We start from the raw sequence: 22,729 nt of genomic DNA on the forward strand, positions 1-22,729 counted from the left end.
GCGCTACCTCCTCATTTTGTCAAACTCATCGACGTTAACTGTCCCGCGCAAGCGAAACAAAGCAATTAGTATAGCTACCCCAATCGCTGCCTCAGCTGCAGCGACCGTAATCGTGAATAAGGAAAAGATTTGGCCCGTCAAGGACGGAACGACACCATACTTCGAAAACGCAATTAAATTCAAATTCACCGCGTTTAGCATGAGCTCTAGCGAGAGTAGAACAACGACCGCATTTCTTTTCACCAATGCACCGTACAACCCGATACAGAACAGGATAGCAGCCATCGTTAAGTAGGAAGGAAGCATGAAATTAATTCTCCTCCTTTTTGGCAAGCACGATTGCTCCAATAAATGCTACAGTCAAAAGCACCGAGAGCAGCTCAAATGGGATCACATACCCTGTATACAGAAGCTCTCCGATTGCCATCGTATTGTCTTCTCCCGGATTAAAAGGCTGCGGCTCAGGGAAGGTGGTCGAGCGGATCGCATAAAACAATACGCCGAACAAACTGAGCGCACCAATTGCGGCAAGCGCCTCGTGCAGCGGCTTCACAGGGTCCCGCTCCCCTGCCTGATGCTTCGTCATCATAATTCCGAATATCATAAGAATCGATACTGCGCCAGCGTAAATAAGAACCTGAACGAATGCGACAAACTCCGCCTCAAGCAGGACGAACATTGCAGCTAATCCTAGAAACACAGCTGCCATGGAGATCACCATATGTACAACTTTCTCTAAGCTGACCATGAGTACTGCGCCGCAGATTATTATAGCCGAGATGATAAAAAAAGCGATAAACTCGCCTGTAAATTCAATATTGAACAACTATTTTGCGCCCCCTTTGGCCGGCGCTCCGATATTGTTATTATCCTGCCGAGTAAGTGTGTTATTGTCCGTCAGCCACTGTGCATCCTTAAACAAATCATCACGGCTGAAGGTAGCCAGCTCAAAATGATTGGACATGACAATCGCTTCGGTTGGACAAACTTCAGTGCATAAATCACATAAAATGCAAATTTCAAAATTAATATCGAACGTTTCAATTACCTTGCCTTTTTTCTCAGGGTCAGGGTTCGGCTTGCCTGTCAGCGTAATGCAGTCCGTTGGACAAATACGTGCACATTGATTGCATACGATGCATAAATCAGGAATAAAGTGCTGAATACCACGGAACCGATCCGGCATGACAAAGGGCACGTCTGGATAGGAGGTGGTCACTTTTGGAGCCGTCATTGATTTGAGCGTTACACCCAGTCCTTGCAGCATTCCTTTCATTTCCTTCCCCCCTTTGCTAGTTCTTAATAAACAACTCCAAATATACAGCAGTTAGAAATACGTTAAGCAGCGACACCGGGAGCAGTACCTTCCAGCCAAGCCCCATAAGCTGATCCACACGTATACGCGGCATCGTCGCACGAATCCAAAATAAGAAAAACACAATAAACGCAAATTTGAGCAGAAACCATACAAGCCCAGGTACAAAATCAAGAAATGGCACCGGAGCGTGCCAGCCTCCCAGAAACAGTACCGTTGTTAGAGCAGCTATGGCATAAACGTATACGTATTCCGTGAGCATGAAGAACGCAAACCGAAAGCCGCTGTATTCGACATGATAACCCGCAACAAGCTCCGATTCCGCCTCCGGCAAGTCAAATGGGGTACGATTGAGCTCCGAAACCGCTGCAATAATGAAAATAACGAATCCAATGATTTGAGGGATGAAATTCCAATTCCAAAACCAGCCGCCGTCCTGCGCCATTACAATGTCACGTAGATTCAGACTGCCGCTCAGTAAAATAACACCTACAACTGAAATGACGAGCGGTACTTCATAGCTTATCATTTGTGCCGCGGAGCGCATACCCCCAAGGAGTGCATACTTATTATTAGAGGCCCAACCGCCCAGCACAATCGCAAGCGTAGAGATCCCCGACAAAGCCACATAATAGAGCAACCCGACATTCAAATCTGCGAAATATAGGTTTTGCGTATAAGGAAGCACGGCCAGTACGGAGAAAGCCGGTATGTAGGCTAAAACAGGGGCAAGTATGAACAAAGCCCGATCCGCCTTGCGCGGAATCGTATCTTCCTTGATCAGAAGCTTGAAGATATCAGCTACCGTCTGCAGCAAGCCAAGAGGACCGACACGATTCGGGCCGATGCGCAGCTGCATCCAGCCAATCACCTTCCGCTCGAAGTATATCGCATACGTAACGAAACCAAGCACGATGAAGAGGAATACAACGGCCCATAGAAATAGTACAAGCGCATTTCCCCAAGTTAGCGATTGGTTAAGCCAAGACTGCATTAGCAATCGACCTCCCCGACGACAATATCAATGCCGCCCAATATCGTAATGAGGTTCGTCATCGTTTCGCCTACAAGCAGCTTCGGCAGTATTTGCAAGTTAACGAATGACGGTCTTCTGAACTTGAGCCTATACGGCTCAGCTTTGCCTTTGGATACGATATGGCATCCGATTTCGCCGCGCGGCGATTCGATACGCACATAAACCTCGCCAGCAGGAGGTCTGATCGCGCGCGGAACCTTGCCCATCGTTTCCCCGCTGCCAGGGAATTGTTCCATCGCTTGCTTTAGAATACGCAGGCTTTGACGAATTTCTTCAAGCCGAATGCGATAACGATCATAACAATCTCCGACTTTGCCGAGCGGTACATCGAATTCAAATTGGCTGTACAAGCTATATGGCTCTGCCTTGCGGATATCGAAGTCTACTCCTGTACAACGAAGATTCGCCCCTGTAAGGCCGTAGTCAATCGCTGTTGCCGCATCGTATGTTCCAACTCCCTTAATGCGAGCAAGAAAAATTTCATTTCCGCTGACGAGCTTATCGTATTCCTGCAGTTTCTTCTCCATGTATGGAATGAAGTCTCGCACCTTATCCAGCCAGCCTGGAGGCGCATCCCATTTCACTCCGCCGACACGCATATAGTTGTAGGTTAATCTGGCACCGCACAGTTCATTGAATAGATCAATAATCATTTCCCTGTCGCGGAAAGCATATAGAAACGGACTCATAGCACCAATATCAAGCAGATAGGTTCCCCACCAGACAAGATGGCTCGCTACGCGCTGGAGCTCCATGACGACAAGCCTAAGATACTCTGCTCGCTGCGGCACTTCCAGACCCATCATCGTCTCTACTGCATGAACGAGTACATAATTATTTGTCATCGCAGAGACATAATCCATTCGATCTGTGTAAGGGATAATTTGTGTGAAATTAAGATTTTCCGCGATCTTCTCGGTACCTCGGTGCAAATATCCCATGACGGGTGTCGCCTCAGTGATCACTTCACCATCGAGCTTAACGATGATTCGAAATACACCATGTGTGCTCGGATGCTGCGGACCAACATTTAAGAGCAGTTCTTCTGTACGAATCAAGGCTGCCTACACCTCCGAATCTATCGACTCATAATCTTTGCGCAGCGGATGGCCAACCCAGTCGTCCGGCATCATAATCCGTCGCATATCAGGATGTCCGGGAAAATCTACTCCTAATAAATCATATATTTCTCGTTCATTCCAATTTGCCGTCGCCCAGACAGGCGTCGCGGAATATACGGATGACGCTTCCCGATCTGCTTTTATTTTAATCGCAACTTCCCTCTTCGTTCCGAGCGAAATCATATGATAAACCACTTCGATATGTGTCTCATAATCGACACCTGACACATTACGCAGAAAGTTAAATCGCAGCTGTTCATGATCTTTAAGCAGCCTTGCTGATTCCCTCCAGTGCGAGTTGCTCACAATGATCATGGGCATATCGCCGTTCAATTCATTTAGGTAGGCATCCTCAACCGCAGCCTCAGCTACCTCCTGCTTAAGGAGAGCTACTAGAGACTCTAGTTCAGGCTGCCTTGGTGAGGGCGGCTTAGGCTCCTCTTGCACTGCTTGCGCTTCCGCTTCAGCCTGCACCTTTGCAGCAGCCCTTGCCGCACGCGCCTCAGCAGCCGCTTTCAGCTTCGCTTCCCGTTCCGGGTCTGCCGGAGGTGTATTTGTAAGCGGTTTCTCTTCTTCACTCATCGACCGGTCACCCGCTTCCCAGTCTTCGCCTCGTAGCGGATTTTCTCCTGCAGCTTATTAATGCCGTAGATCAGCGCTGCCGGGTTAGGTGGACAGCCTGGTATATACACATCAACTGGTACGATCTGATCGACACCCTTTATGACTGAATATGATTTAACATATGGTCCGCCAGCCGTTGCGCATGAGCCCATTGCGATAACCCACTTCGGCTCAGGCATTTGATCATACAAACGTCTAAGAAGCGGCCCCATCTTTTTTGTAACTGTACCGGCCACAATCATAACATCGGACTGGCGCGGCGAAGTGCGGAACATAACCCCGAACCGATCCAGATCATAATGCGATGCGCCCGTTCCCATCATTTCAATTGCGCAGCACGCCAAACCGAATGTCATTGGCCATAACGAGTTGCTTCTTGCCCAAGCCTTTAATTGCTCCAAGGTGCCCATAAATACGTTGCGCTCCAGCTCTTTGCGTTCCTCTATCGAAATTGACTCTAAACTGAATTCCATTTCAGCACCTTCTTTTTCCAGGCATATAGAAGACCAATAAGCAGCATTCCCGCAAAAATCAACATTTCGACTAGCACAAATAAGCCGAGCTTATTATATGCAACGGCCCAAGGATATAAGAATACGGTTTCCACATCAAAAATGACGAACATTAATGCAAACAAGTAATAGCGGATGTTAAAACGGACCTGCCCCTCACCTACCGGCTCATTGCCGCTTTCATAGGTGGTCTGTTTGAACACATTCGGCTTATTCGGTCTCAGCAGTCTCCCGACAGTCAATGCAGCAACCGGAAGCAGAATACCAAGCACGATAAAAATAGCCACGACGACATAATTATTGGAGTAGTTTTCCACACGATCGCCTCCGTTAATTCAATAGGTACGAACCGTTGCCGCTTGGTCAATTTGCCTCACAATTATAACAAATGCTTCCACTGCCGTCTATGATGGAGTTGGATTGCTGACAGGTTCATTGTTCGTTAATTCTGTTGCACTTTCTGTCGAATTCTCTTCCTTCTGCTTGAAACCTTGAGAAGCCGGCTCATCTCGGAAACGACAATCGCTCATATCCTTTTTCCCTCTAATCACCGCTACCAGAAGCAGCAAAGATGGGAAAACAAAACCATGCAATAAGCTATATACCGTCCATACTCCCATTGTAAATTGCTGCGCATGAGCGGAATTTCGATAGACCAGTAACGAGAGCGGTACAATAATAAACGAATAAGGAACAACCATAGGCCTGTAGCTAGACAAATTGAGCATTTGCGCGGTTATGACCGTTAGCACATAGACACAAAGCGCCAGCTTCATAAAGACGGTTCCAATCCAAATCATAGCAATGAAAATTTCAACACGTACCAATATTTCTTCGATATTAATATTTTTTGCCATATCAAAAACTGCAAACGGGCTTCTGCTCGTCTCATCTACTCCCATCACGGCGAGTAAAAAAATCGTAACTATCGTACATAGGAAAGTTATAGCTGCAGCAGAAAGCTTGAGTGATTTTCTCAGCTTTTTGCGATCCTGTTGCCGCACAATTGGAAATATCATTGCAATAAATACGAATTCGGCAATCGGGAAGCCTAAAATCGGAAATACACCTTTAACCGGTCTCATCCATCCGTCGTACAAGAAGGGTTCAAAGTTATGGAAATCAAATTGATTAAACAAGGAAAATAACACAACTGTGACAACTAGTAATCCCCAGCCAAAAAGAATCTCACCGGTTCTAGAAATCGTCTCTATACCGAGCAAAACACCATATACGATGACAATCATGAAGGTGACGTCAATGAACCACTCGGGTGTTTGCGGTAATACGGATAGATTTAAGAAATCTGATATGTTGCGCAGTACAAGTGCGCTGAGCAATAGAAAAAACACAATATAAAACAAAGTAAGCAACTTGCCCAGCCAGACCCCAAGTACTCGCTCTGCGTATTGAGCAAGCGACATATTCGGAAAACGGTCGGCAAGCGCTAGGAAGATCATTAGAATAAAGTAATTAAACGGCCCAGCTAGCAGCATGGATATCCATCCGTCCTGCTTGGCAATTGAAATGACAGTCGTAGGCAATAGGAGTCCCGCACTGCCCAGTGCGAACATGAACAACAGTTTGGCACATTGCCCTGATGTAATCTCTGCATTGTTCATTCCTGCGTATTTACTCATTTCTGTTATGAATCCTCCTCTATCCACCTTATTATAGGTTTATATACAGGTGACAATAAGACTATCATCCAATCCACAGGAGTAGGAAGCGGGACGTGTAGAAGCATTGCCATAATGAGCACCGTACCTATCGCCAAAATAAACAAAGCCCAGCCTCGTTCACTTTTGCGCTGCTTTTGACTGTTTCGTCTCCATATTACCGTTCCAATCGAAACGGTAAATAAGAAGATGACAATGAGAGGCATCATATCTTTCACTCACTTCACTATAGATTCTCCCCGAATACCTGAACCTACGATTGAGGTTGTACAGATTACTTCACTTTTCACTTCCGGAAATTCTGTTTCCCAATCACCTTCTAATTCCCTCCAAATCGCTGGCTGCTGGTAATAAATCTCTTTGCCCCAGCCTAATACATCCGAACGAAATATCTTTTGCAGACGATTGATTGTACCCTCTACCTCCGCCTCTATCGCTTTACTTGTCAACTGGCCAATTTCATTCAGCACCTTTTCCTGAGATACTTTCACGCCAGGGCACATGATCTCTTGAATGCCTCCAACCACCCTAATCTCAATCCGTATGATTGGCTTATTATCTGGACCGCGTTTGACCTTATGTTCTGTCGATACATCGTGCACCTCAACCATCAAATCCCCCTCAGCATTTGGGCAAGCAAGCTTTACAACGGTGCTTTTTACTTTATTATGCAGCCAAGATAATCCTCTTGATTCCTCAGGCTTCAAGTAACCTAGAAGCTTCCCTTCGTTAAATATAGCCATCGTTGACAGCACTGGAATAGCCTTCGCCGGGATACTATTGATATTATCGTTCGAATGTCCCATTCCCTCATTCCCTTCTATCCGGATAGAAGGGAGAACGGCCTGCTGCTTCCCCTTTCCCGTTTGTTTGATTAGATCTTTAACATCTACGACATAGTTCAACGCATAGGAAGACTGGTTCACCTCAATCATTTCACGAAACTGATTAACGGGAATGGGTTCCGTCTGTGTCGTTAATCGCAGCATATCTGCCGCTTTCACTCCTCGCGTGACGACAACAAAAACATCCGTACGTATATCAGGATTTCTCTCTATTAAGTCAACTAACGGATAAATTCCTTTTTTAGCCATTTCATCGCTTATAATTAACATTTGCGTGTGAGAGAAAAAAAGCCTTCTAGACGTTTTTGTCGACATTTTCCGAATCGCTTCGAAAATGGTGTCGCCGTTCTCTGTAAACGTCGTCACTGCTGTACCGCCAATGCCCCCCTTCGTTTCCGCTGCAACGTTTTGCGGGAGTACGACCTGAACCGTCAGCTGCAGTTTATTTTTTTCAGTTGGATCTTCATCCACACCTAGAGCGAGAACGACGCCAAGCTTGTCCAAATAGCGCAGATCCCAGCAGCCGCTTAATAATGCCAGCACACAAACAGTCCAAACAAGAGAGAGTTTAGGTCCTATTATCTTGAACGTATTTAAACGTTTGCTCGCATTGGTGCTGCACTCGCTCATTGCCCCGGCTCCTTCCTATGCTCCGTATCAATATCTTGTCTAATCCGATTCCCCGCAGCAAGCTTCTGCGGGCGTTCACGCATCATCCAGAGAGGAGCTCGCACAAACGTATCCTTCATATCCTTCCAGTACAGCGGTGCAAATGGTTTTATATAAGGCATACCAAACGACCTTAAATTGCTCAAATGCAGCAGAAGCAGCAGCACAACGATTCCAATTCCGTAAAAACCAAGTGTGGAGGCTGCGAGAAGTAGAAGAAAACGCAGCAATCGTGCAGCAATACCAAGACTATATTTCGGTGATACGAAGCTGGCAATTGCAGTGAAGGAAACCACGATAACGACTGCTGGCGAGACAATGCCCGCCTCAACGACCGATTGTCCGATAACCAAACCGCCTACGATTGAAATCGTGTTTCCCGCAGCACTCGGCATCCGCACAACGGCTTCCCTCAAAATTTCAAACACAAACTCCATAATAAAAGCTTCTAAATAGGCAGGGAAAGGCACGCCTTCTCGCTGTGCGGCCAGCTTTAGCAGCAGCTGAGTCGGTATCATTTCTTGATGATAACCAACGATCGCAACATAAATCGACGGCATGAGCAGCGCGATTAAAAAAGAAACAAAACGAAGCAGCCTCAAGAAGGTTCCAATATCAAATCGTTGATAATAATCCTCTGGCGACTGAAAAAACATGTTTAGTATCGTTGGGACAATAAGTACGAACGGCGTTCCGTCAACGAAAATGGCGATTTTACCCTCTAGTAGATTGCCAGCTGCCGCATCCGGGCGCTCTACACTCATAATGGTTGGGAATGGTGACCACTTCTGATCATTGATCAATTCCTCGATATACCCTGATTCCAAAATGCCGTCAATCTGAATCTCTTCCAGCCGTTCTCTTAAATCGGTCAGTACATTCTCATCTGTCAAACCTTTGATGTACATGATGCATACTGGTGTTTGTGAAATCTCACCTATCGTCCATTGCTCCATCCATAGTTTCGGACTCCGTATTTTTCTCCTGAGCAAAGATGTGTTTGTTCGAATCGACTCCGTGAAGCCTTCTCTAGGACCACGTATGGCCATTTCAGTTCTCGGTTCTTCTACACTTCGTCTTGCTCCGCCTACAACATTGGTTCCTATTGCCTGACTTGCACCCTCGATCATGACGATGCAGTAACCCATTAACAGCTTTTGAAACAACATCTTCCAATCACGTATATCGTTAATAATGCCTGTTGAAAGCAGACTGCTCTTCATAAAGCTTAGCAGCTCAAGCGGCTTCAATTCAGCATCATGCGGAAACCTTTCTCTATGAAGCGGTTGGATGACAAACTCATCCATTCGGTCATCATCAACCATTCCTTGCACATAGACAATGAGTACTTTGGTATGCCCTGCATCTGTTAATTGCAGCTCTCGAAAAATAACATCCTGGCTCTCTCCAAGCTCGCGCTTCATTTCCTCCAGATTCTGATCCAGAGAAGTGAAAAGGGCCTTTTCCGCGAAAGGTTGAAGCTGCTCCTTCTCATGCTTCTCGGCTTTGGCTATTCGATTATCAGCCTTCTTGCCAGTCGCGCCGTTTCCTTGCTTATAGGATCGGAACATTCACCCCTCACCTTCCTCTGTTCATGGTTGGATTCACTCATAGGATAACTATTCCATGGCATAATTATGTATTCAGCCCTATTAGATGCAGGAATAACGTTGACCGTTGCATAAAAAAATGCCGCAGCTCCGTTTTTCATACGGGTTTCTGCGGCACTTTATTATCATTACTATCGAATTCTTGATTCTGTCAGCTTAAACTGACCAACAAGCTGCTGAAGCAGCTTCGTAATCGACTCAACACTTTGTGATGTCTGACGGACATTCATCATTTCGCCAATAAGCTCTTGTACTTTACACTCCACATCGGAAGAAACCTTACGATTCTCTCTGCTCACGAGCGCAATCTTCTCCATGAGCTGCACAACCTCATCTACAACCTGCGTCTTGCGGAGATCCTCGGCATGCGCAGAAGCAAGCGTACTCGCTGCAGCCGCAACAAGCTGATTGCCTTCCTCAACCACTCGTGTTCCTTCATCCATAGATGCATAAGCTCGCTTCGCTTCATCATAGATATGACGTGTAATTCCATGCACCTCTTCGGTTGATTTTTTGGTCATATCTGCAAGCTTGCGAATTTCCGAAGCTACAACCGCAAAGCCTCTTCCTTGTTCGCCTACTCTCGCTGCTTCAATAGAGGCATTTAGAGCGAGCAAATTCGTCTGCGCTGATATTTCTTCAATGACATGCAGGACTCCTTGTATTTCTTGCACTGTATCCATAAATTTATGAATGGTGCCGTTGCTCTCTCCAACTTTAGCTGAAATGTGAAGCATTTTATCCCCAATGCGATCAACCTCGCTTTTGGCTATCGCGATCTGCTCGGCTGCCTGTTCCTCGATCTGCCTCAGCGTCGTGCGCATGTCACCAGCCGCATCCTTCGCCATATCAATATCCTTCAATTGCAGTCTGATGCTTCCAATCATATCGGTTACTTTCCCGCTCACCCGTTCTGTAGAAGCCGATGTGATCGCTGCCGATTCATTGAGCCCATTGTGACTGGTTAAAACATCTGCGGAAGCCATCCTGACCTGAAGCATAATGCCTTCCAAGGAATCGATCATATTATTGATCCATTTGGCCAATTCCTTCGATTCATCATTATCGAAATCGCCTAGTTTTAGACGCTGCGTCAAATCCCCTTTACCTTCTGCATTTATTCGAATAAAGCGATTAATCTTTTGCAGGTGTGACACGACCCGCTTAGACTCCCTTTTCTGAAATATAACACTGAACAGCAAGCCCCCTAATAGATTAATTACGCCGCCGACAATTGCAGTTACCAAAGCAGATGCATTAGCAGCTACAAACAGGAGGAGCAGTATGGTCAGAACGCTTATACTAAGCATTGATATAAGCAGCAGCTTGCGTTGTCTCCAACCAATACTGCGAATGCGATATACTTCCTCCAAATCGCCCTCGCACATCATGCCCCATTGATCGGGGCAATCCGGCAGTTGAAACGTTACTCCTTTTCCAATAACAGAAATATGTCTATAATCTGAGTAACCCGGAAATTCGACAAATAAATTGCTTCCATTACGTATCGTATTTGCTACCCCTGTATGCAGTTGACCTGTAGCCGGATCTGTAAATATGATCTCCAGCTCTGTATGCTCCTTTATAGAAACCTTACCCCAATTCGTAGTTACTCCATCCTTAAGATTCTCGCCATGCGTAAACGTACGATCCTCAAAGCGACTGCGTGAGAGAGCTGTTCCCGGTGCTATTTGCTTATTCAAGCCGGCCTTTGCCATAAATAAATAATTATCTCCCGAATCGGGGTATACGTGACCCGATTCACGCTGGATCAAATCACCCAGTACGTCATTTGGTACACGTCCGCACAATGTCCCTGCTAATTTGCCATTCATGGAGATCGGAAGCATAAATAATAGAGTCATTTTATCATGGAAGGATGAAGATCGAGGCCCCAGCTTTAACGTAAGTGAGTCACTATAAGGGCCGAATAGACATCTGCGGAAGCCGCTCTCTTGAATCATATATGCAAGACCCTGTTGCAAACTACTACCCGCCTGATAGGTCATTCCGATATGCGGCTCATAAGTAGAGATGATAACTGTTTGTCTCACATCTAAGAAAAAAAGTTCGGTTATATCTATCCCGCGCGCATAGGTTCTATCGAAAAGTCGTTCGATCTGTGACTGAACGATAGAGGTATAACCATCTTCATTTTGAACGAGGACTGCTTTCAGCTGTTCGCCTAATTGATCAATATAATTCCAATATTCCGTCGCCCAGTTCGTAAGCAATTCCTTGCGCGTCTCCGCAATCCCCTCAAAGCTTTGCTCAACGTCTGACTTCAAATCTTTATTCAATTGCCATGAAACCCAGAGCGGAAATCCTACCTTTATCCCTAGCCAGTCAAACATATGACTCTCCCCCCGCTGCATTCATTTTATATTTATGTTAACTATATTAACATACAACTCTTGAAATAATATACGAATTGCTAGTTTTATGTCGAAATCGAAGGAGAAATAGGAGATTTAAATATTGAACCTGACTTGAGTTAGAAATCACACGGACAACCTTACATCAATTTCTGCTCAATTAGTCGTTCGGTCATCTATTTATGTTAGGTATTTAACGTTCTCATGTATGATTCATTAAACTTCGTATAAAAAAAAGCACCGCCCGCGCCTCGAAAGGCGTGGACAGTGCTTTTTGGGGTGATGCTTATTTTTGTTTAACATGCAGACGATTCATCGCACGCTGCAAAGCAAGCTCTGCACGGCGGAAATCAACCTGGTCTTGCTTTGCAGCAAGACGCTGCTGAGCACGCTGTTTAGCGGCTTCTGCACGTTCGATGTTAATATCAGTTGCAAGCTCTGCGCTCTCGGCAAGAATAACGATCTTATCCTTACGTACCTCGATAAAGCCTCCATTAACAGCTACAACATCTACTTTATTATCACGTTTGATAACGACAGGTGCGATACGAAGCGGTGTAACAAGCGGAATGTGATTTGGCAATATACCAAGCTCACCTTCAACACCTGTTACACTAACCATTTTCGCAGTCTCTGCGTACACTTTACGCTCTGGTGTTACGATCTCTACTAAAAAAGAACTCATGTGGATTCCTCCCGCCTTTCGCTATTAAAGCGTTTTGGCTTTCTCCACGGCTTCTTCAATCACACCAACATATCGGAATGCTTCTTCCGGAAGGTCATCATGTTTGCCATCGAGAATTTCTTTAAAGCTGCGAACGGATTCTTTAACAGGTACATATTTACCTTTTGTTCCTGTGAAAGGCTCAGCAACGTGGAATGGTTGAGAAAGGAATAGTTGAATTTTACGTGCGCGAGACACGGTCAATTTATCTTCTTCACTTAGCTCGTCCATACCAAGAATTGCGATAATATCTTGAAGCTCTTTGTAACGTTGAAGAATTTTCTTAACGCCTTGAGCTACGTTATAGTGCTCTGCACCCAAAACAGATGGGCTTAGGATACGTGAAGATGACGCTAGTGGATCTACCGCTGGGAAGATACCCATCTCGGAAATTTTACGCTCCAAGTTTGTTGTAGCGTCCAAGTGGGCAAACGTCGTAGCAGGAGCCGGATCCGTATAGTCATCGGCAGGTACGTAGATCGCTTGGATCGATGTAACTGAACCTTTTTTCGTAGACGTGATACGCTCTTGCAATTGACCCATTTCAGTTGCCAGCGTTGGCTGGTAACCTACCGCGGAAGGCATACGGCCTAGAAGGGCCGAAACCTCGGAGCCTGCTTGTGTGAAACGGAAGATGTTATCGACGAACAATAGTACGTCTTTACCTTCTTCGTCACGGAAATACTCAGCCATTGTCAGACCAGTCAAAGCTACGCGTTGACGTGCGCCTGGCGGCTCATTCATTTGTCCGAATACCATCGCTGTTTTGCTTAGTACGCCGGAATCTTTCATCTCGTGGTAAAGGTCATTACCCTCACGAGTACGCTCACCAACGCCCGCGAATACGGAAATACCGCCGTGCTCTTGAGCGATGTTGTTGATAAGCTCTTGAATCGTAACCGTTTTACCTACGCCCGCGCCGCCGAAGAGGCCGATTTTACCGCCTTTTGCGTATGGTGCAAGAAGATCGATTACTTTAATGCCTGTTTCAAGAATTTCCGCTTGCGTGGACAATTCGTCGAAAGCAGGTGCTGCGCGGTGAATCGGAAGGTTAACTACCGATGTAGCATCGCCAGCTTCATCAATCGGTTGGCCTAGTACGTTAAATACGCGACCAAGCGTTGGAGCACCAACCGGAATGGTAATAGGTGCGCCTGTATCTACAGCAGTCATACCGCGTACAAGACCGTCTGTCGTACTCATAGCTACGGCACGTACCTTATTGTCACCGAGGTGAACGGCTACTTCAAGCGTCAAGTTAATATCAATGCCGCCTGCTTCGCCCTTTTGCTCGATTTTGACAGCGTTCAAAATTTCCGGCAAATTGCCGCGTTCGAACTCTAAGTCTACGACCGGACCCATGACGGATACTACTTGTCCTTTTTTCATGGTTTTCCCTCCTGGTTCCTTCTTGTTACCGCAAGCCGGTACGCTTATCGCAAGCGCCTCGCCCTCGCAGTGAATATATATTAAGATTGAGCATTTGCCCCTGCAACGATTTCAGAAATCTCTTGTGTAATCGCCGCTTGACGCGCTCTGTTGTAAGTGAGCGTCAGTTGGTTGATAATCTTCGTTGCATTTTTCGTTGCGCTTCCCATGGCAGTCATACGTGCTCCGAACTCACTCGCTTTACCGTCAAGAACCGCGCTGTAAATAAGCGTTTCCGCATATTTAGGCAGCAGCACTTCAAGTACGCCTTCCGGTGATGGCTCGTATTCATACGATGTGACGGATGCGTTTCCGCCGACTTCTTCAAGCGGCAATAAACGTACATCTGACGGCACTTGAGTAATTGCATTAACGAATACATTATAATACAAGTAAAGCTCATCATAAGCGCCTTCTGAGAACATATTAACGGCTGAATAAGCAACCGATTTAATGTCTGCGAAAGTCGGAGAGTCTGGCAAGCCAATAACTTCCTCAACGATAGGCATGTTGCGGCGGCGGAAATAGTCGCGACCTTTCCGTCCGATTACGAACAATACATATTCGTCAGTTGACTTATGATTCTCGCGAATCGTTTGCGTTACTTTACGAAGAATATTCGCATTGTAGCCGCCTGCTAGTCCGCGGTCCGAAGTAATAACGAGATAACCCGTTTTCTTTACTGGACGCTTCTCAAGCATAGGGTGCTTCACATCTTTAGTACCAGCTGCGATGCTTGCTACAACTTCCTTCAGCTTCTCAGCATATGGACGTGATGCTTGCGCTGCTTCTTGTGCCTTTCTTAGGCGGGAAGCGGCAACCATCTCCATTGCTTTCGTAATCTGCTTCGTATTTTGTTTACTCTTGATTTCGCGTTTAATATCGCGCATACCTTTTGCCATTTGGTTTCACCCGCCTTTGTTGCTTTGGACCTGCTCCAAAGCCTGGTGTTGGTGGAGAAAGTAGTCTAGGCCCGGACATGATGAACGGGCATAGACCTATATTGGATAATAAGAAGGTATAAGTTTCACCCGTATTTGCTTAATTATGCGGATACAGAGAAGCTTTTCTTAAATTTATTGATAGCATCAACGAGAGCTTTCTCGTTATCTGCAACAAGATCCTTAGTATCGCGGATCGATTTGCCGATTTCAGGGCTGTTCGAATCCAAGTACGCGTGGAACTCTTCTTCAAAGCGAAGGATATCGACAACTGGAATCTCATCCAAGTGGCCTTTAACAGCAGAGTAGATTGAGATAACTTGCTTCTCAACAGGCATCGGCTTATTAACGTCTTGTTTAAGAATTTCCATCGTGCGGGCACCGCGGTTAAGGCGAGCTAGCGTCGATTTGTCAAGGTCAGAACCGAACTGCGAGAACGCTTGAAGCTCACGGTATGCCGCAAGGTCAAGACGGAGCGTACCAGCAACCTTTTTCATTGCTTTGATTTGAGCGGAACCACCTACACGGGATACAGAGATACCAACGTTAACCGCTGGACGCTGACCGGAGTAGAATAGATCTGCTTCTAGGAAGATTTGACCGTCAGTAATCGAGATAACATTCGTAGGAATATATGCCGATACGTCCGATGCTTGTGTCTCAATGAATGGCAATGCCGTCATTGAACCGCCGCCTCTAGCATCGCTCAGCTTAGCTGCACGCTCTAGCAAACGGGAGTGAAGGTAGAATACATCACCTGGGTATGCTTCACGACCCGGTGGACGACGAAGCAAGAGTGAAAGCTCACGGTAAGCTGCTGCTTGTTTCGATAGATCATCGTAAATAACAAGAACGTGCTCACCTTTATACATGAAGTATTCACCCATTGTGCAACCAGCATAAGGAGCTAGGAAGAGCAATGGAGCCGGCTCAGAAGCACCAGCAGTTACTACGATTGTATATTCTAGTGCGCCGTGGCGACGAAGTGTTTCCACTACGTTAGCTACAGTGGATTGTTTTTGACCAACAGCAACGTAAATACATTTTACGCCGTTGCCTTTTTGGTTGATGATTGCATCGATTGCAATTGACGTTTTACCCGTTTGACGGTCACCGATGATAAGCTCACGTTGTCCGCGGCCTACTGGTACCATTGCATCGATTGCTTTCATACCTGTTTGCATAGGTTCATGAACCGATTTACGGTCAATTACGCCTGGTGCTGGAGATTCAATTGCACGGAATTGAGTTGTGTTGATTGGGCCTTTGCCGTCAAGCGGCTGACCAAGTGGATTTACTACGCGGCCAAGAAGCTCTTCGCCGACAGGTACTTCCATAATACGGCCAGTACGTTTCACTTGATCGCCTTCACGAATATCCGTGTATGGTCCAAGGATAACGACACCGACGTTGCTTTCTTCAAGGTTCAAAGCCATACCGACTACACCGTTGGAGAATTCGAGCAGTTCGCCCTGCATCGCATTTTCCAAACCGTGTACGCGGGCGATACCGTCACCGACATTGATTACGGTGCCGACGTCTACGACTTGAATTTCGGATTTAAAATTTTCGATCTGTTGTTTAATCAGCGTGCTGATTTCATCAGGTCTGATACTCAATTCGTTCACCCCTATCTACAGTGCATTAGATTTTAAACGATTTTTGTAAACGTTCCAGTTTGCCGGACAAGCTTCCATCATAAAGACGGTCGCCGATGCGTACTTGTACGCCTCCGAGCAAAGCAGGTTCTACGATTTGCTGTGCAATAATAGTTTTGCCGGTCACTTGTCCGAACTGCGCAGCTAAACCAGCAAGCTCAGCATCAGACATAGCCTGTGCGGAATAAACCGTAGCATGTGCTTGACCTAGCGAATCTCCCGCAACCTTGGTGTATGCTGCATATACATCAGCGATAACATCTTGGCGTCTGCGAGCGATAAGAATCTGAACCGTGTTTAGTACCAGTGCAGATAAACGATCACCGAAAGCTGCTTTTAGAACAGCGATCTTTTGTTCTGGAGCAATACTTGGGACAGACAGAAACTTTTCAATGTCAGCGTCCTGTTCAAGAGCTTGTACGATCAGCTTAAGCTGCTCTTCTACCTCTGAAACAGCTTTTTGCTGTACAGCAACTTCGAACAGCGCTTTAGCGTAGCGCTTCGCTACGACTGCGTCGCGGCTCATTTATTTCCAACTTCTTTCAAGTATTGACCAACTAGCTGCTCTTGCGATTTCTCATCCACTTGCTTCTCAATAATTTTCGATGCGATTTTCACGGAAATGCCGCCAACTTCTGTACGAAGAGCTGCAATAGCTTTGTTTTTCTCGCTTTCGATATCTTTGAGAGCATCGTCTTTCAGACGGGATGCTTCTGTTTTTGCAGTAAGAACGATCTCTTCTGCTTGCTTCGAGCTCGTTGTTCTGGATTGTTCGATAATTTCGTAAGCTTCCTTGCGAGCTTGCTGGAGTGCAGCCTTCTGCTCTTCCATTTGCTGCTCAGCTGCTTTACGACTGCTTTCAGCTGTATTCATTTGTTCCAGCACAAGCTGTCTGCGCTTCTCCATTACTTCGAATAATGGACCAAATGCGTACTTATTGAGTAACCAGTACAAAACACCAAACGCAACCATTGCGATTACTGTCGATTCCCATACCCATGACATAGATGCCGCTCCTTTCCCAACACAATATTGTCTTAATCATAACGAAGGCGAAGAGGGCTAAGGCCTTCCCCGCCAGTATCAGTTATTAAGCTTGGAAGAAAGCCAAGAAGCCGATAACTACGCCGATGATAGGCACAACTTCGACGATACCTACACCGATAAACATTGTTGTTTGCAATTTACCTTGAAGTTCAGGCTGACGAGCGATACCTTCAACTGTTTTACTAACGATCATACCGTTACCCACGCCTGCGCCAACTGCACCCAAACCTACTGCCAAAGCTGCTGCTAATAATTCCATTTTTAAAATCCTCCTCGAAAATTGTTGTTTTTTGTATTGCCAACCTCAGTGTTAACCTAAGGCATAAAGCGAAAATTAATGTTCTTCATCATGGATGGCAGCTTGTGAAATATATACCATCGTCAGAATCGTGAACAAGAAAGCCTGAATACCGCCGACAAAGAGACTGAAGCCCTGCCATGCAACTAGGAACGGCGTACCAATCCAGCCCATCATCAGGATTGTTGCAATCAGTACTTCACCTGCGAAGATGTTAGCGAACAACCGAAGCGCAAGTGTTACTGGCTTAGCGATTGTCTCAATAAGGTTAACTGGGAAGAATACTGGGTAAGGATGGAAATAATGCTTCAAGTAGTGCTTTCTATTCTGTTTCAGACCAAGGAAATGGACGATTACGAATACGATAAGCGCTAACCCTGCCGTTACTGAAATATCAGCAGTTGGCGATTTCCACCAAGCAAGTTCAACGTGACCATGCTTCTCATCCAATAACTCCTGCGTAACACCGATATTTTCATTAACAGTACTAGTTTCGGTTACGATACCGAAAGGCAAACCGAGCAGGTTGGAGATGAAAATGAACATAATCAGCGTCATTCCTAAAGAAATGAACGGTCTGACTCGTTTTGCAGGCATTGTGCTTGAAATAAAGTTTTGAACGAAATCAACGACCCATTCCAAAAAGTTCTGCATCTTCGAAGGGTTGTCCACCGAAAGGTTACGAACAGCCAGCTTAGCGATCAAGAACGTCACAATGACTGAAACCACAAGTGCTACCAAGGTCGAAATGTCGATATTAAACGGCCCCAGTGGCATCACCGGAAATTCATGCATCTAAAATTTTCACCCCTTTCCGCTAAGATTGTCGTTTATTGTGAATATATGCTGCTACCAAAAGAATAAACGGCATGACCATACAGCCAGCTAACGCGGCCGGCATGCTGAGATCCTCCGGAAAACGATAGGCGATCATGGCAACCAGCAACACTGTTGCGATGCGATTTCCAAGACCAAGGCCTCTCTTGCGTGGTCCAACCCCCGCTGCTCCTAGGGTGACCATTTCTACTCTGCGTCTTAGTAAAAACGCATTCATGGAACTTGCTGCCAAACCGACCAGAAGACCGAGAGACACCGTACGCCAATCCGGAAGGAACACCCATACGATCAGGCATACCGCCATTGCATAAATAAGCGCGCGTAATGCTGTCTTCATTATTTTATCCATCGGCTTCCTCCATAACCTTCTTAACGAGCAGAATGGCTGAGATTAGTCCGACAGCCAGACCGACTAGTATGCCACCGAGCATCCATCCCTTCTCGTCACCAAAACGGTTCCCGAGGGAAGAGCCGATCCAATAGCCTAAAAAGATACAAACAGCGACTTGCACTCCGAGTGCACCAACGAGTCCGGCTGCAAACAGCGGATTGTCCCTTCTGTCCTTTTTATTCATGGTTCATACCCCTGTCAATCCTCATTTATTTTATCCAAGCTAAGACACGTTTGTCAATTGAATTCACTGCAACTTTTGATGAATATATTGACCAAAAACCTTGATAAATAAGGTGTTGTGCGTCCCGGAAACCGTACAGTACTACTGTATGCTGTACATTCGCCTCTCAACTCATTACCTCGGACCAATCTATGAACGTTGTGTGAACGAAACCGGACGGTCCTTTAGCCTGCCAAAATGATGCAAGATCGCGTCTACAATACGTTCGGAAGCTGTACCGTCTCCATAAGGATTTGCAGCTTGGCTCATACGAGCATACAGCTGGGAATCGGTTAACAACGCATGCGCCCTGCTGTATACCGTCTCCTCATCCGTACCAACAAGTTCAAGCGTTCCTGCTTCGATGCCTTCCGGGCGTTCGGTCGTATCGCGAAGAACAAGTGTTGGAACGCCAAACGATGGAGCCTCCTCTTGCAAACCGCCCGAATCCGTCATGATCATATAGGCATGCGGATAGAAATTGTGGAACTCAAACACATCGAGCGGATCAATCAAGCGAATGCGCGGGTGGTCGCCCAATATTTCATTTGCAGGCTCTCTTACAGCTGGATTCGGATGTACCGCGTAAACGACGACGACGTCTTCATGCTCGTCAGCAATCCGCTTCACCGCTCTGAAAATGTTGCGATGCGGCTCACCGAGCGCTTCGCGTCGGTGTGCTGTCATAAGGATCATCCGTTTCCCCTTCGCCCAGTCGATGACTGGATGTGAGAAGGATTCATCTACCGTATACTGAAATACATCAGTAGCTGTGTTTCCAGTCACATAAATAGCAGCAGCAGGCTTGTTCTCCTTGCGCAAATTGTTAGCCGACCATTCCGTCGGTGCAAAGTGTACATCAGAGAGCACGCCGGCAAGCTGCCGATTCATCTCCTCAGGATAAGGAGAGAGTTTATTCCAAGTGCGGAGCCCTGCTTCAACGTGTCCGACTTGTATTTGCTTTAAGAAAGCAGCATAGCTTGCGAGAAATGTCGTCTGTGTATCGCCGTGAACGAGAACGATATCAGGCTTAGCTTGTGTAAGAACAGGATCTAGGCCTTCTAGTACACGCACAGTCGTCTCGGTTAGCGTCTGACGATCCTTCATTACATTCAAATCATAGTTCGGATGGATCTCGAAAAAATCAAGAACCTGATCCAGCATTTGGCGATGCTGCGCGGTCACACATACGATCGATTCGATCTCGTCCTCGCGCTTCTGCAGCTCAAGTACCAGCGGCGCCATCTTGACTGCCTCCGGACGTGTTCCGAAAATGGTCATTACCTTCAGTTTAGACAAAAGATTTCACTCCTATTATCATTTCATACGACATTGTGCTAATTCGTTCCAAACATGCGGTCACCAGCGTCACCTAGACCTGGAACAATGTATCCATTTTCGTCCAGCCGCTCATCCAGAGCCGCGATATAAATATCGACATCAGGATGTGCTTCCTGTACGGCCTTAACGCCTTCCGGCGCAGCAATAAGGCACATTAGTTTTATTTGATCACAATTATGGTTCTTTAGTGAATTGATCGCTGCGATAGCCGATCCCCCCGTTGCCAGCATCGGATCAATGACAATAAGAAGACGATTCGGCGCATCCGTTGGTAAATTAATGTAATATTCCTTCGGCTGCAGCGTTTCGTGATCACGAGCAAGCCCGATATGACCTACTTTTGCCGATGGAATCAGCTTTAATATCCCGTCGACCATTCCAAGACCAGCACGAAGTATAGGTACTAGCCCAAGCATTCTTCCGGATACAACTTTCGCGTCTGTCTCTGCTACGGGAGTCTGTACTTTAATCGTATCCAGCGGTATTTCTCTTGTAATTTCGTATGACATCAAGGTAGCGACTTCATCAACCAATTCCCGAAAATCTTTTGTATTCGTTTCTTTATCCCGAATAAAAGTCAGCTTATGCTGAATTAACGGATGGTCGCAAATGATCAGTTTGCTCATGGAGCGGTATTCCTCCCGTTTGTTGTTAATGTTAGTAGTGTTGTTACAGTAGTCTTGACACAATCCCGTATATTATAGCATTGTAAACAAGCCGTTGCATCTTGTGTTTTGTGAACGCGAATACAACTGTCGACGTCACCAAGATGGATGCCGCCGTCAGTTGTAAGTATATTCCTTTTCGTTAGCTGCTGCAGCCGCCACCGCCGCAGGAAGACCCGCATGATGACCCGCCGCTATCCCCTCCGCCGCTCCCGCAGGATGAATCGCCACCTGATCCGTCATCTCCGCTATCGCTTCCTCCTGAATGGTCTCGCCCATCATCAGATGACCCGCTGCATGCATAGGTAGAATCTCCGCTGCCATTCGATTTACGCTCTTCCTCGGACTGCGCTTGATCCATTTGCTGAGCAAAATCGTTTGGATGCGAAATAGAGTTGTAAATAAGTAATCCGGACAGCAAACCGGTTGCTCCTAGAGCAGGGTCATAATCATGCCGGTTTGCAAAGCGTGTATCATTACTGCGCGGCTCCTTGCTGTGTCCAGCAGAAATAATCTGTAATTTTGCTCGATCTATCATATAGCGGACCGTCGCATCCAGGTCGGCATACCGCGATGTTGCTTTCACATTAAACCATTGCTTGTGAAGCTCCTCAGGACTCCATCCTGCAAGTTCCTCCAGCCTTTGCTCCGACATTCGTGTACGGTAAAAAGCCCCCCATATTCTGCCGCTCGCCGGTGCTTGCCCGAATAATTCCCCATAAGCCCAGTCAAACAGCGCCCTTTCTCCAGGATGCGGCTGAGCACTTGGCGCATGAGGTGCATGATGGATCATCTCACCGCAGAATTTCGTGCAAAACTGCTCATACTCCCTCGTGAACATAAGCATTTCATGCCATACCGCATCTGCCTGCTTGCTATACATAGGAACGCCGCGCATAATGCCGCACATCAGAAAATAGCGCTTCAGCTCAAACCAAGTCCAATTCCATTCTTTATCTGAAATTCTCGGAAACTCCTTTAGTACCCGATCCTTCACTCGGCTCTCAAAATCCAGGCCTAGCGCAGATACCAAACGCTCTGCCGCAGTTCTCGCCGGGTGACCGTAAGGAACCCCGAGCGCCGAAGGCAGTTCAGTATTTGGCCAAGGTGTAAAACTGTTCGTACGGCCCGCCGAGCCGCTTCCTCTTCTGCCGAGCTGATTATTGCCTTTAGATTTATTTGATTTTAAAACCACGCTCACTAAAATAATAAAGATTACAATTATAACCATGATCGTTGCTATTTGGTCCATTTCAACCTCCTGCATCAGTTCGTATTACCCATATATTAACACAATTCCCGCGAGAACGAGACAACGCAATGCTCTACCTCGCGATTAATTGGTGAACAATATATATTTCTGCAAACTATCATTAACAATCTATTCACA

At 46.3% G+C, this 22,729-nt stretch carries 26 protein-coding genes; all 26 read right to left on the minus strand.

Going from position 1 to position 22,729, the window contains the following annotated elements:
* Positions 1 to 3 precede the first annotated feature (3 nt).
* Entirely contained in the window at positions 4 to 306 is a 303-nt protein-coding gene (gene nuoK / locus AC0YN6_RS15470; protein ID WP_339205398.1) for an NADH-quinone oxidoreductase subunit NuoK, read from the minus strand.
* Positions 307 to 310: 4 nt separating this feature from the next.
* Positions 311 to 826 (minus strand): NADH-quinone oxidoreductase subunit J, encoded by a 516-nt coding sequence (locus AC0YN6_RS15475; protein ID WP_475747905.1) that lies wholly within the window; start codon positions 824 to 826, stop codon positions 311 to 313.
* On the minus strand, positions 827 to 1,276 hold the full coding sequence (gene nuoI / locus AC0YN6_RS15480; protein WP_475747906.1) for an NADH-quinone oxidoreductase subunit NuoI: 450 nt from the start codon (positions 1,274 to 1,276) through the stop codon (positions 827 to 829).
* 16 nt (positions 1,277 to 1,292) lie between these two features.
* On the minus strand, positions 1,293 to 2,309 hold the full coding sequence (nuoH, locus tag AC0YN6_RS15485; protein ID WP_475747907.1) for an NADH-quinone oxidoreductase subunit NuoH: 1,017 nt from the start codon (positions 2,307 to 2,309) through the stop codon (positions 1,293 to 1,295).
* Complete coding sequence (locus AC0YN6_RS15490; RefSeq protein ID WP_475747908.1) at positions 2,309 to 3,409, minus strand: NADH-quinone oxidoreductase subunit D; 1,101 nt, start codon at positions 3,407 to 3,409, stop codon at positions 2,309 to 2,311. The genes nuoH and AC0YN6_RS15490 overlap by 1 nt, the downstream gene beginning before the upstream one ends.
* Before the next feature lie 6 nt (positions 3,410 to 3,415).
* Positions 3,416 to 4,054: an NADH-quinone oxidoreductase subunit C gene (locus tag AC0YN6_RS15495; RefSeq protein WP_475747909.1), complete on the minus strand. Its 639-nt coding sequence runs from the start codon at positions 4,052 to 4,054 to the stop codon at positions 3,416 to 3,418.
* The gene (locus AC0YN6_RS15500; protein WP_475747910.1) at positions 4,051 to 4,569 is read right to left on the minus strand and encodes a NuoB/complex I 20 kDa subunit family protein; all 519 of its coding nucleotides are present in this window, start codon (positions 4,567 to 4,569) and stop codon (positions 4,051 to 4,053) included. The genes AC0YN6_RS15495 and AC0YN6_RS15500 overlap by 4 nt, the downstream gene beginning before the upstream one ends.
* Positions 4,554 to 4,925 carry an NADH-quinone oxidoreductase subunit A gene (locus AC0YN6_RS15505; RefSeq protein WP_475747912.1) on the minus strand — a complete coding sequence of 124 codons (372 nt, stop codon included), beginning with the start codon at positions 4,923 to 4,925 and terminating at the stop codon, positions 4,554 to 4,556. Before AC0YN6_RS15505 ends, AC0YN6_RS15500 begins: the two co-directional genes overlap by 16 nt.
* Before the next feature lie 87 nt (positions 4,926 to 5,012).
* The gene (locus tag AC0YN6_RS15510; protein WP_475747914.1) at positions 5,013 to 6,248 is read right to left on the minus strand and encodes a GerAB/ArcD/ProY family transporter; all 1,236 of its coding nucleotides are present in this window, start codon (positions 6,246 to 6,248) and stop codon (positions 5,013 to 5,015) included.
* A 5-nt stretch (positions 6,249 to 6,253) separates the two neighbouring features.
* Positions 6,254 to 6,496, minus strand: coding sequence for a hypothetical protein (locus AC0YN6_RS15515; RefSeq protein ID WP_475747915.1), 243 nt, complete (start codon positions 6,494 to 6,496; stop codon positions 6,254 to 6,256).
* A 9-nt stretch (positions 6,497 to 6,505) separates the two neighbouring features.
* On the minus strand, positions 6,506 to 7,762 hold the full coding sequence (locus AC0YN6_RS15520; protein ID WP_475747916.1) for a Ger(x)C family spore germination protein: 1,257 nt from the start codon (positions 7,760 to 7,762) through the stop codon (positions 6,506 to 6,508).
* Positions 7,759 to 9,372 carry a spore germination protein gene (locus AC0YN6_RS15525; protein ID WP_475747917.1) on the minus strand — a complete coding sequence of 538 codons (1,614 nt, stop codon included), beginning with the start codon at positions 9,370 to 9,372 and terminating at the stop codon, positions 7,759 to 7,761. Before AC0YN6_RS15525 ends, AC0YN6_RS15520 begins: the two co-directional genes overlap by 4 nt.
* Positions 9,373 to 9,542: 170 nt before the next feature.
* Positions 9,543 to 11,765 (minus strand): methyl-accepting chemotaxis protein, encoded by a 2,223-nt coding sequence (locus tag AC0YN6_RS15530; RefSeq protein WP_475747918.1) that lies wholly within the window; start codon positions 11,763 to 11,765, stop codon positions 9,543 to 9,545.
* A gap of 307 nt (positions 11,766 to 12,072) precedes the next feature.
* Complete coding sequence (locus AC0YN6_RS15535; protein ID WP_475747919.1) at positions 12,073 to 12,471, minus strand: F0F1 ATP synthase subunit epsilon; 399 nt, start codon at positions 12,469 to 12,471, stop codon at positions 12,073 to 12,075.
* A gap of 24 nt (positions 12,472 to 12,495) precedes the next feature.
* The gene (gene atpD / locus AC0YN6_RS15540; RefSeq protein WP_475747921.1) at positions 12,496 to 13,899 is read right to left on the minus strand and encodes a F0F1 ATP synthase subunit beta; all 1,404 of its coding nucleotides are present in this window, start codon (positions 13,897 to 13,899) and stop codon (positions 12,496 to 12,498) included.
* An 80-nt stretch (positions 13,900 to 13,979) separates the two neighbouring features.
* On the minus strand, positions 13,980 to 14,840 hold the full coding sequence (gene atpG, locus AC0YN6_RS15545) for an ATP synthase F1 subunit gamma (protein ID WP_475747922.1): 861 nt from the start codon (positions 14,838 to 14,840) through the stop codon (positions 13,980 to 13,982).
* Positions 14,841 to 14,983: 143 nt separating this feature from the next.
* Complete coding sequence (atpA, locus tag AC0YN6_RS15550) at positions 14,984 to 16,498, minus strand: F0F1 ATP synthase subunit alpha (RefSeq protein ID WP_475747924.1); 1,515 nt, start codon at positions 16,496 to 16,498, stop codon at positions 14,984 to 14,986.
* Between the two features lie 25 nt (positions 16,499 to 16,523).
* Positions 16,524 to 17,063 carry a F0F1 ATP synthase subunit delta gene (locus AC0YN6_RS15555; RefSeq protein WP_475747925.1) on the minus strand — a complete coding sequence of 180 codons (540 nt, stop codon included), beginning with the start codon at positions 17,061 to 17,063 and terminating at the stop codon, positions 16,524 to 16,526.
* Positions 17,060 to 17,542, minus strand: coding sequence for a F0F1 ATP synthase subunit B (gene atpF / locus AC0YN6_RS15560; protein WP_475747926.1), 483 nt, complete (start codon positions 17,540 to 17,542; stop codon positions 17,060 to 17,062). Before atpF ends, AC0YN6_RS15555 begins: the two co-directional genes overlap by 4 nt.
* A gap of 85 nt (positions 17,543 to 17,627) precedes the next feature.
* Positions 17,628 to 17,843 (minus strand): F0F1 ATP synthase subunit C, encoded by a 216-nt coding sequence (gene atpE, locus AC0YN6_RS15565; protein WP_053373757.1) that lies wholly within the window; start codon positions 17,841 to 17,843, stop codon positions 17,628 to 17,630.
* Positions 17,844 to 17,918: 75 nt separating this feature from the next.
* Positions 17,919 to 18,677 carry a F0F1 ATP synthase subunit A gene (gene atpB, locus AC0YN6_RS15570; protein ID WP_475747928.1) on the minus strand — a complete coding sequence of 253 codons (759 nt, stop codon included), beginning with the start codon at positions 18,675 to 18,677 and terminating at the stop codon, positions 17,919 to 17,921.
* Between the two features lie 22 nt (positions 18,678 to 18,699).
* The gene (locus AC0YN6_RS15575) at positions 18,700 to 19,068 is read right to left on the minus strand and encodes an ATP synthase subunit I (protein ID WP_475747929.1); all 369 of its coding nucleotides are present in this window, start codon (positions 19,066 to 19,068) and stop codon (positions 18,700 to 18,702) included.
* The gene (locus AC0YN6_RS15580) at positions 19,061 to 19,294 is read right to left on the minus strand and encodes an AtpZ/AtpI family protein (RefSeq protein WP_475747930.1); all 234 of its coding nucleotides are present in this window, start codon (positions 19,292 to 19,294) and stop codon (positions 19,061 to 19,063) included. Before AC0YN6_RS15580 ends, AC0YN6_RS15575 begins: the two co-directional genes overlap by 8 nt.
* Before the next feature lie 189 nt (positions 19,295 to 19,483).
* Positions 19,484 to 20,632, minus strand: coding sequence for a non-hydrolyzing UDP-N-acetylglucosamine 2-epimerase (wecB, locus tag AC0YN6_RS15585; RefSeq protein WP_475747932.1), 1,149 nt, complete (start codon positions 20,630 to 20,632; stop codon positions 19,484 to 19,486).
* A gap of 38 nt (positions 20,633 to 20,670) precedes the next feature.
* Positions 20,671 to 21,300, minus strand: coding sequence for a uracil phosphoribosyltransferase (gene upp / locus AC0YN6_RS15590; RefSeq protein ID WP_475747933.1), 630 nt, complete (start codon positions 21,298 to 21,300; stop codon positions 20,671 to 20,673).
* A gap of 181 nt (positions 21,301 to 21,481) precedes the next feature.
* Entirely contained in the window at positions 21,482 to 22,591 is a 1,110-nt protein-coding gene (locus AC0YN6_RS15595; protein ID WP_475747935.1) for a glycine-rich domain-containing protein, read from the minus strand.
* Between the last annotated feature and the right edge of the window lie 138 nt (positions 22,592 to 22,729).

The sequence above is a fragment of the Paenibacillus sp. J22P15 genome, from assembly GCF_056269345.1.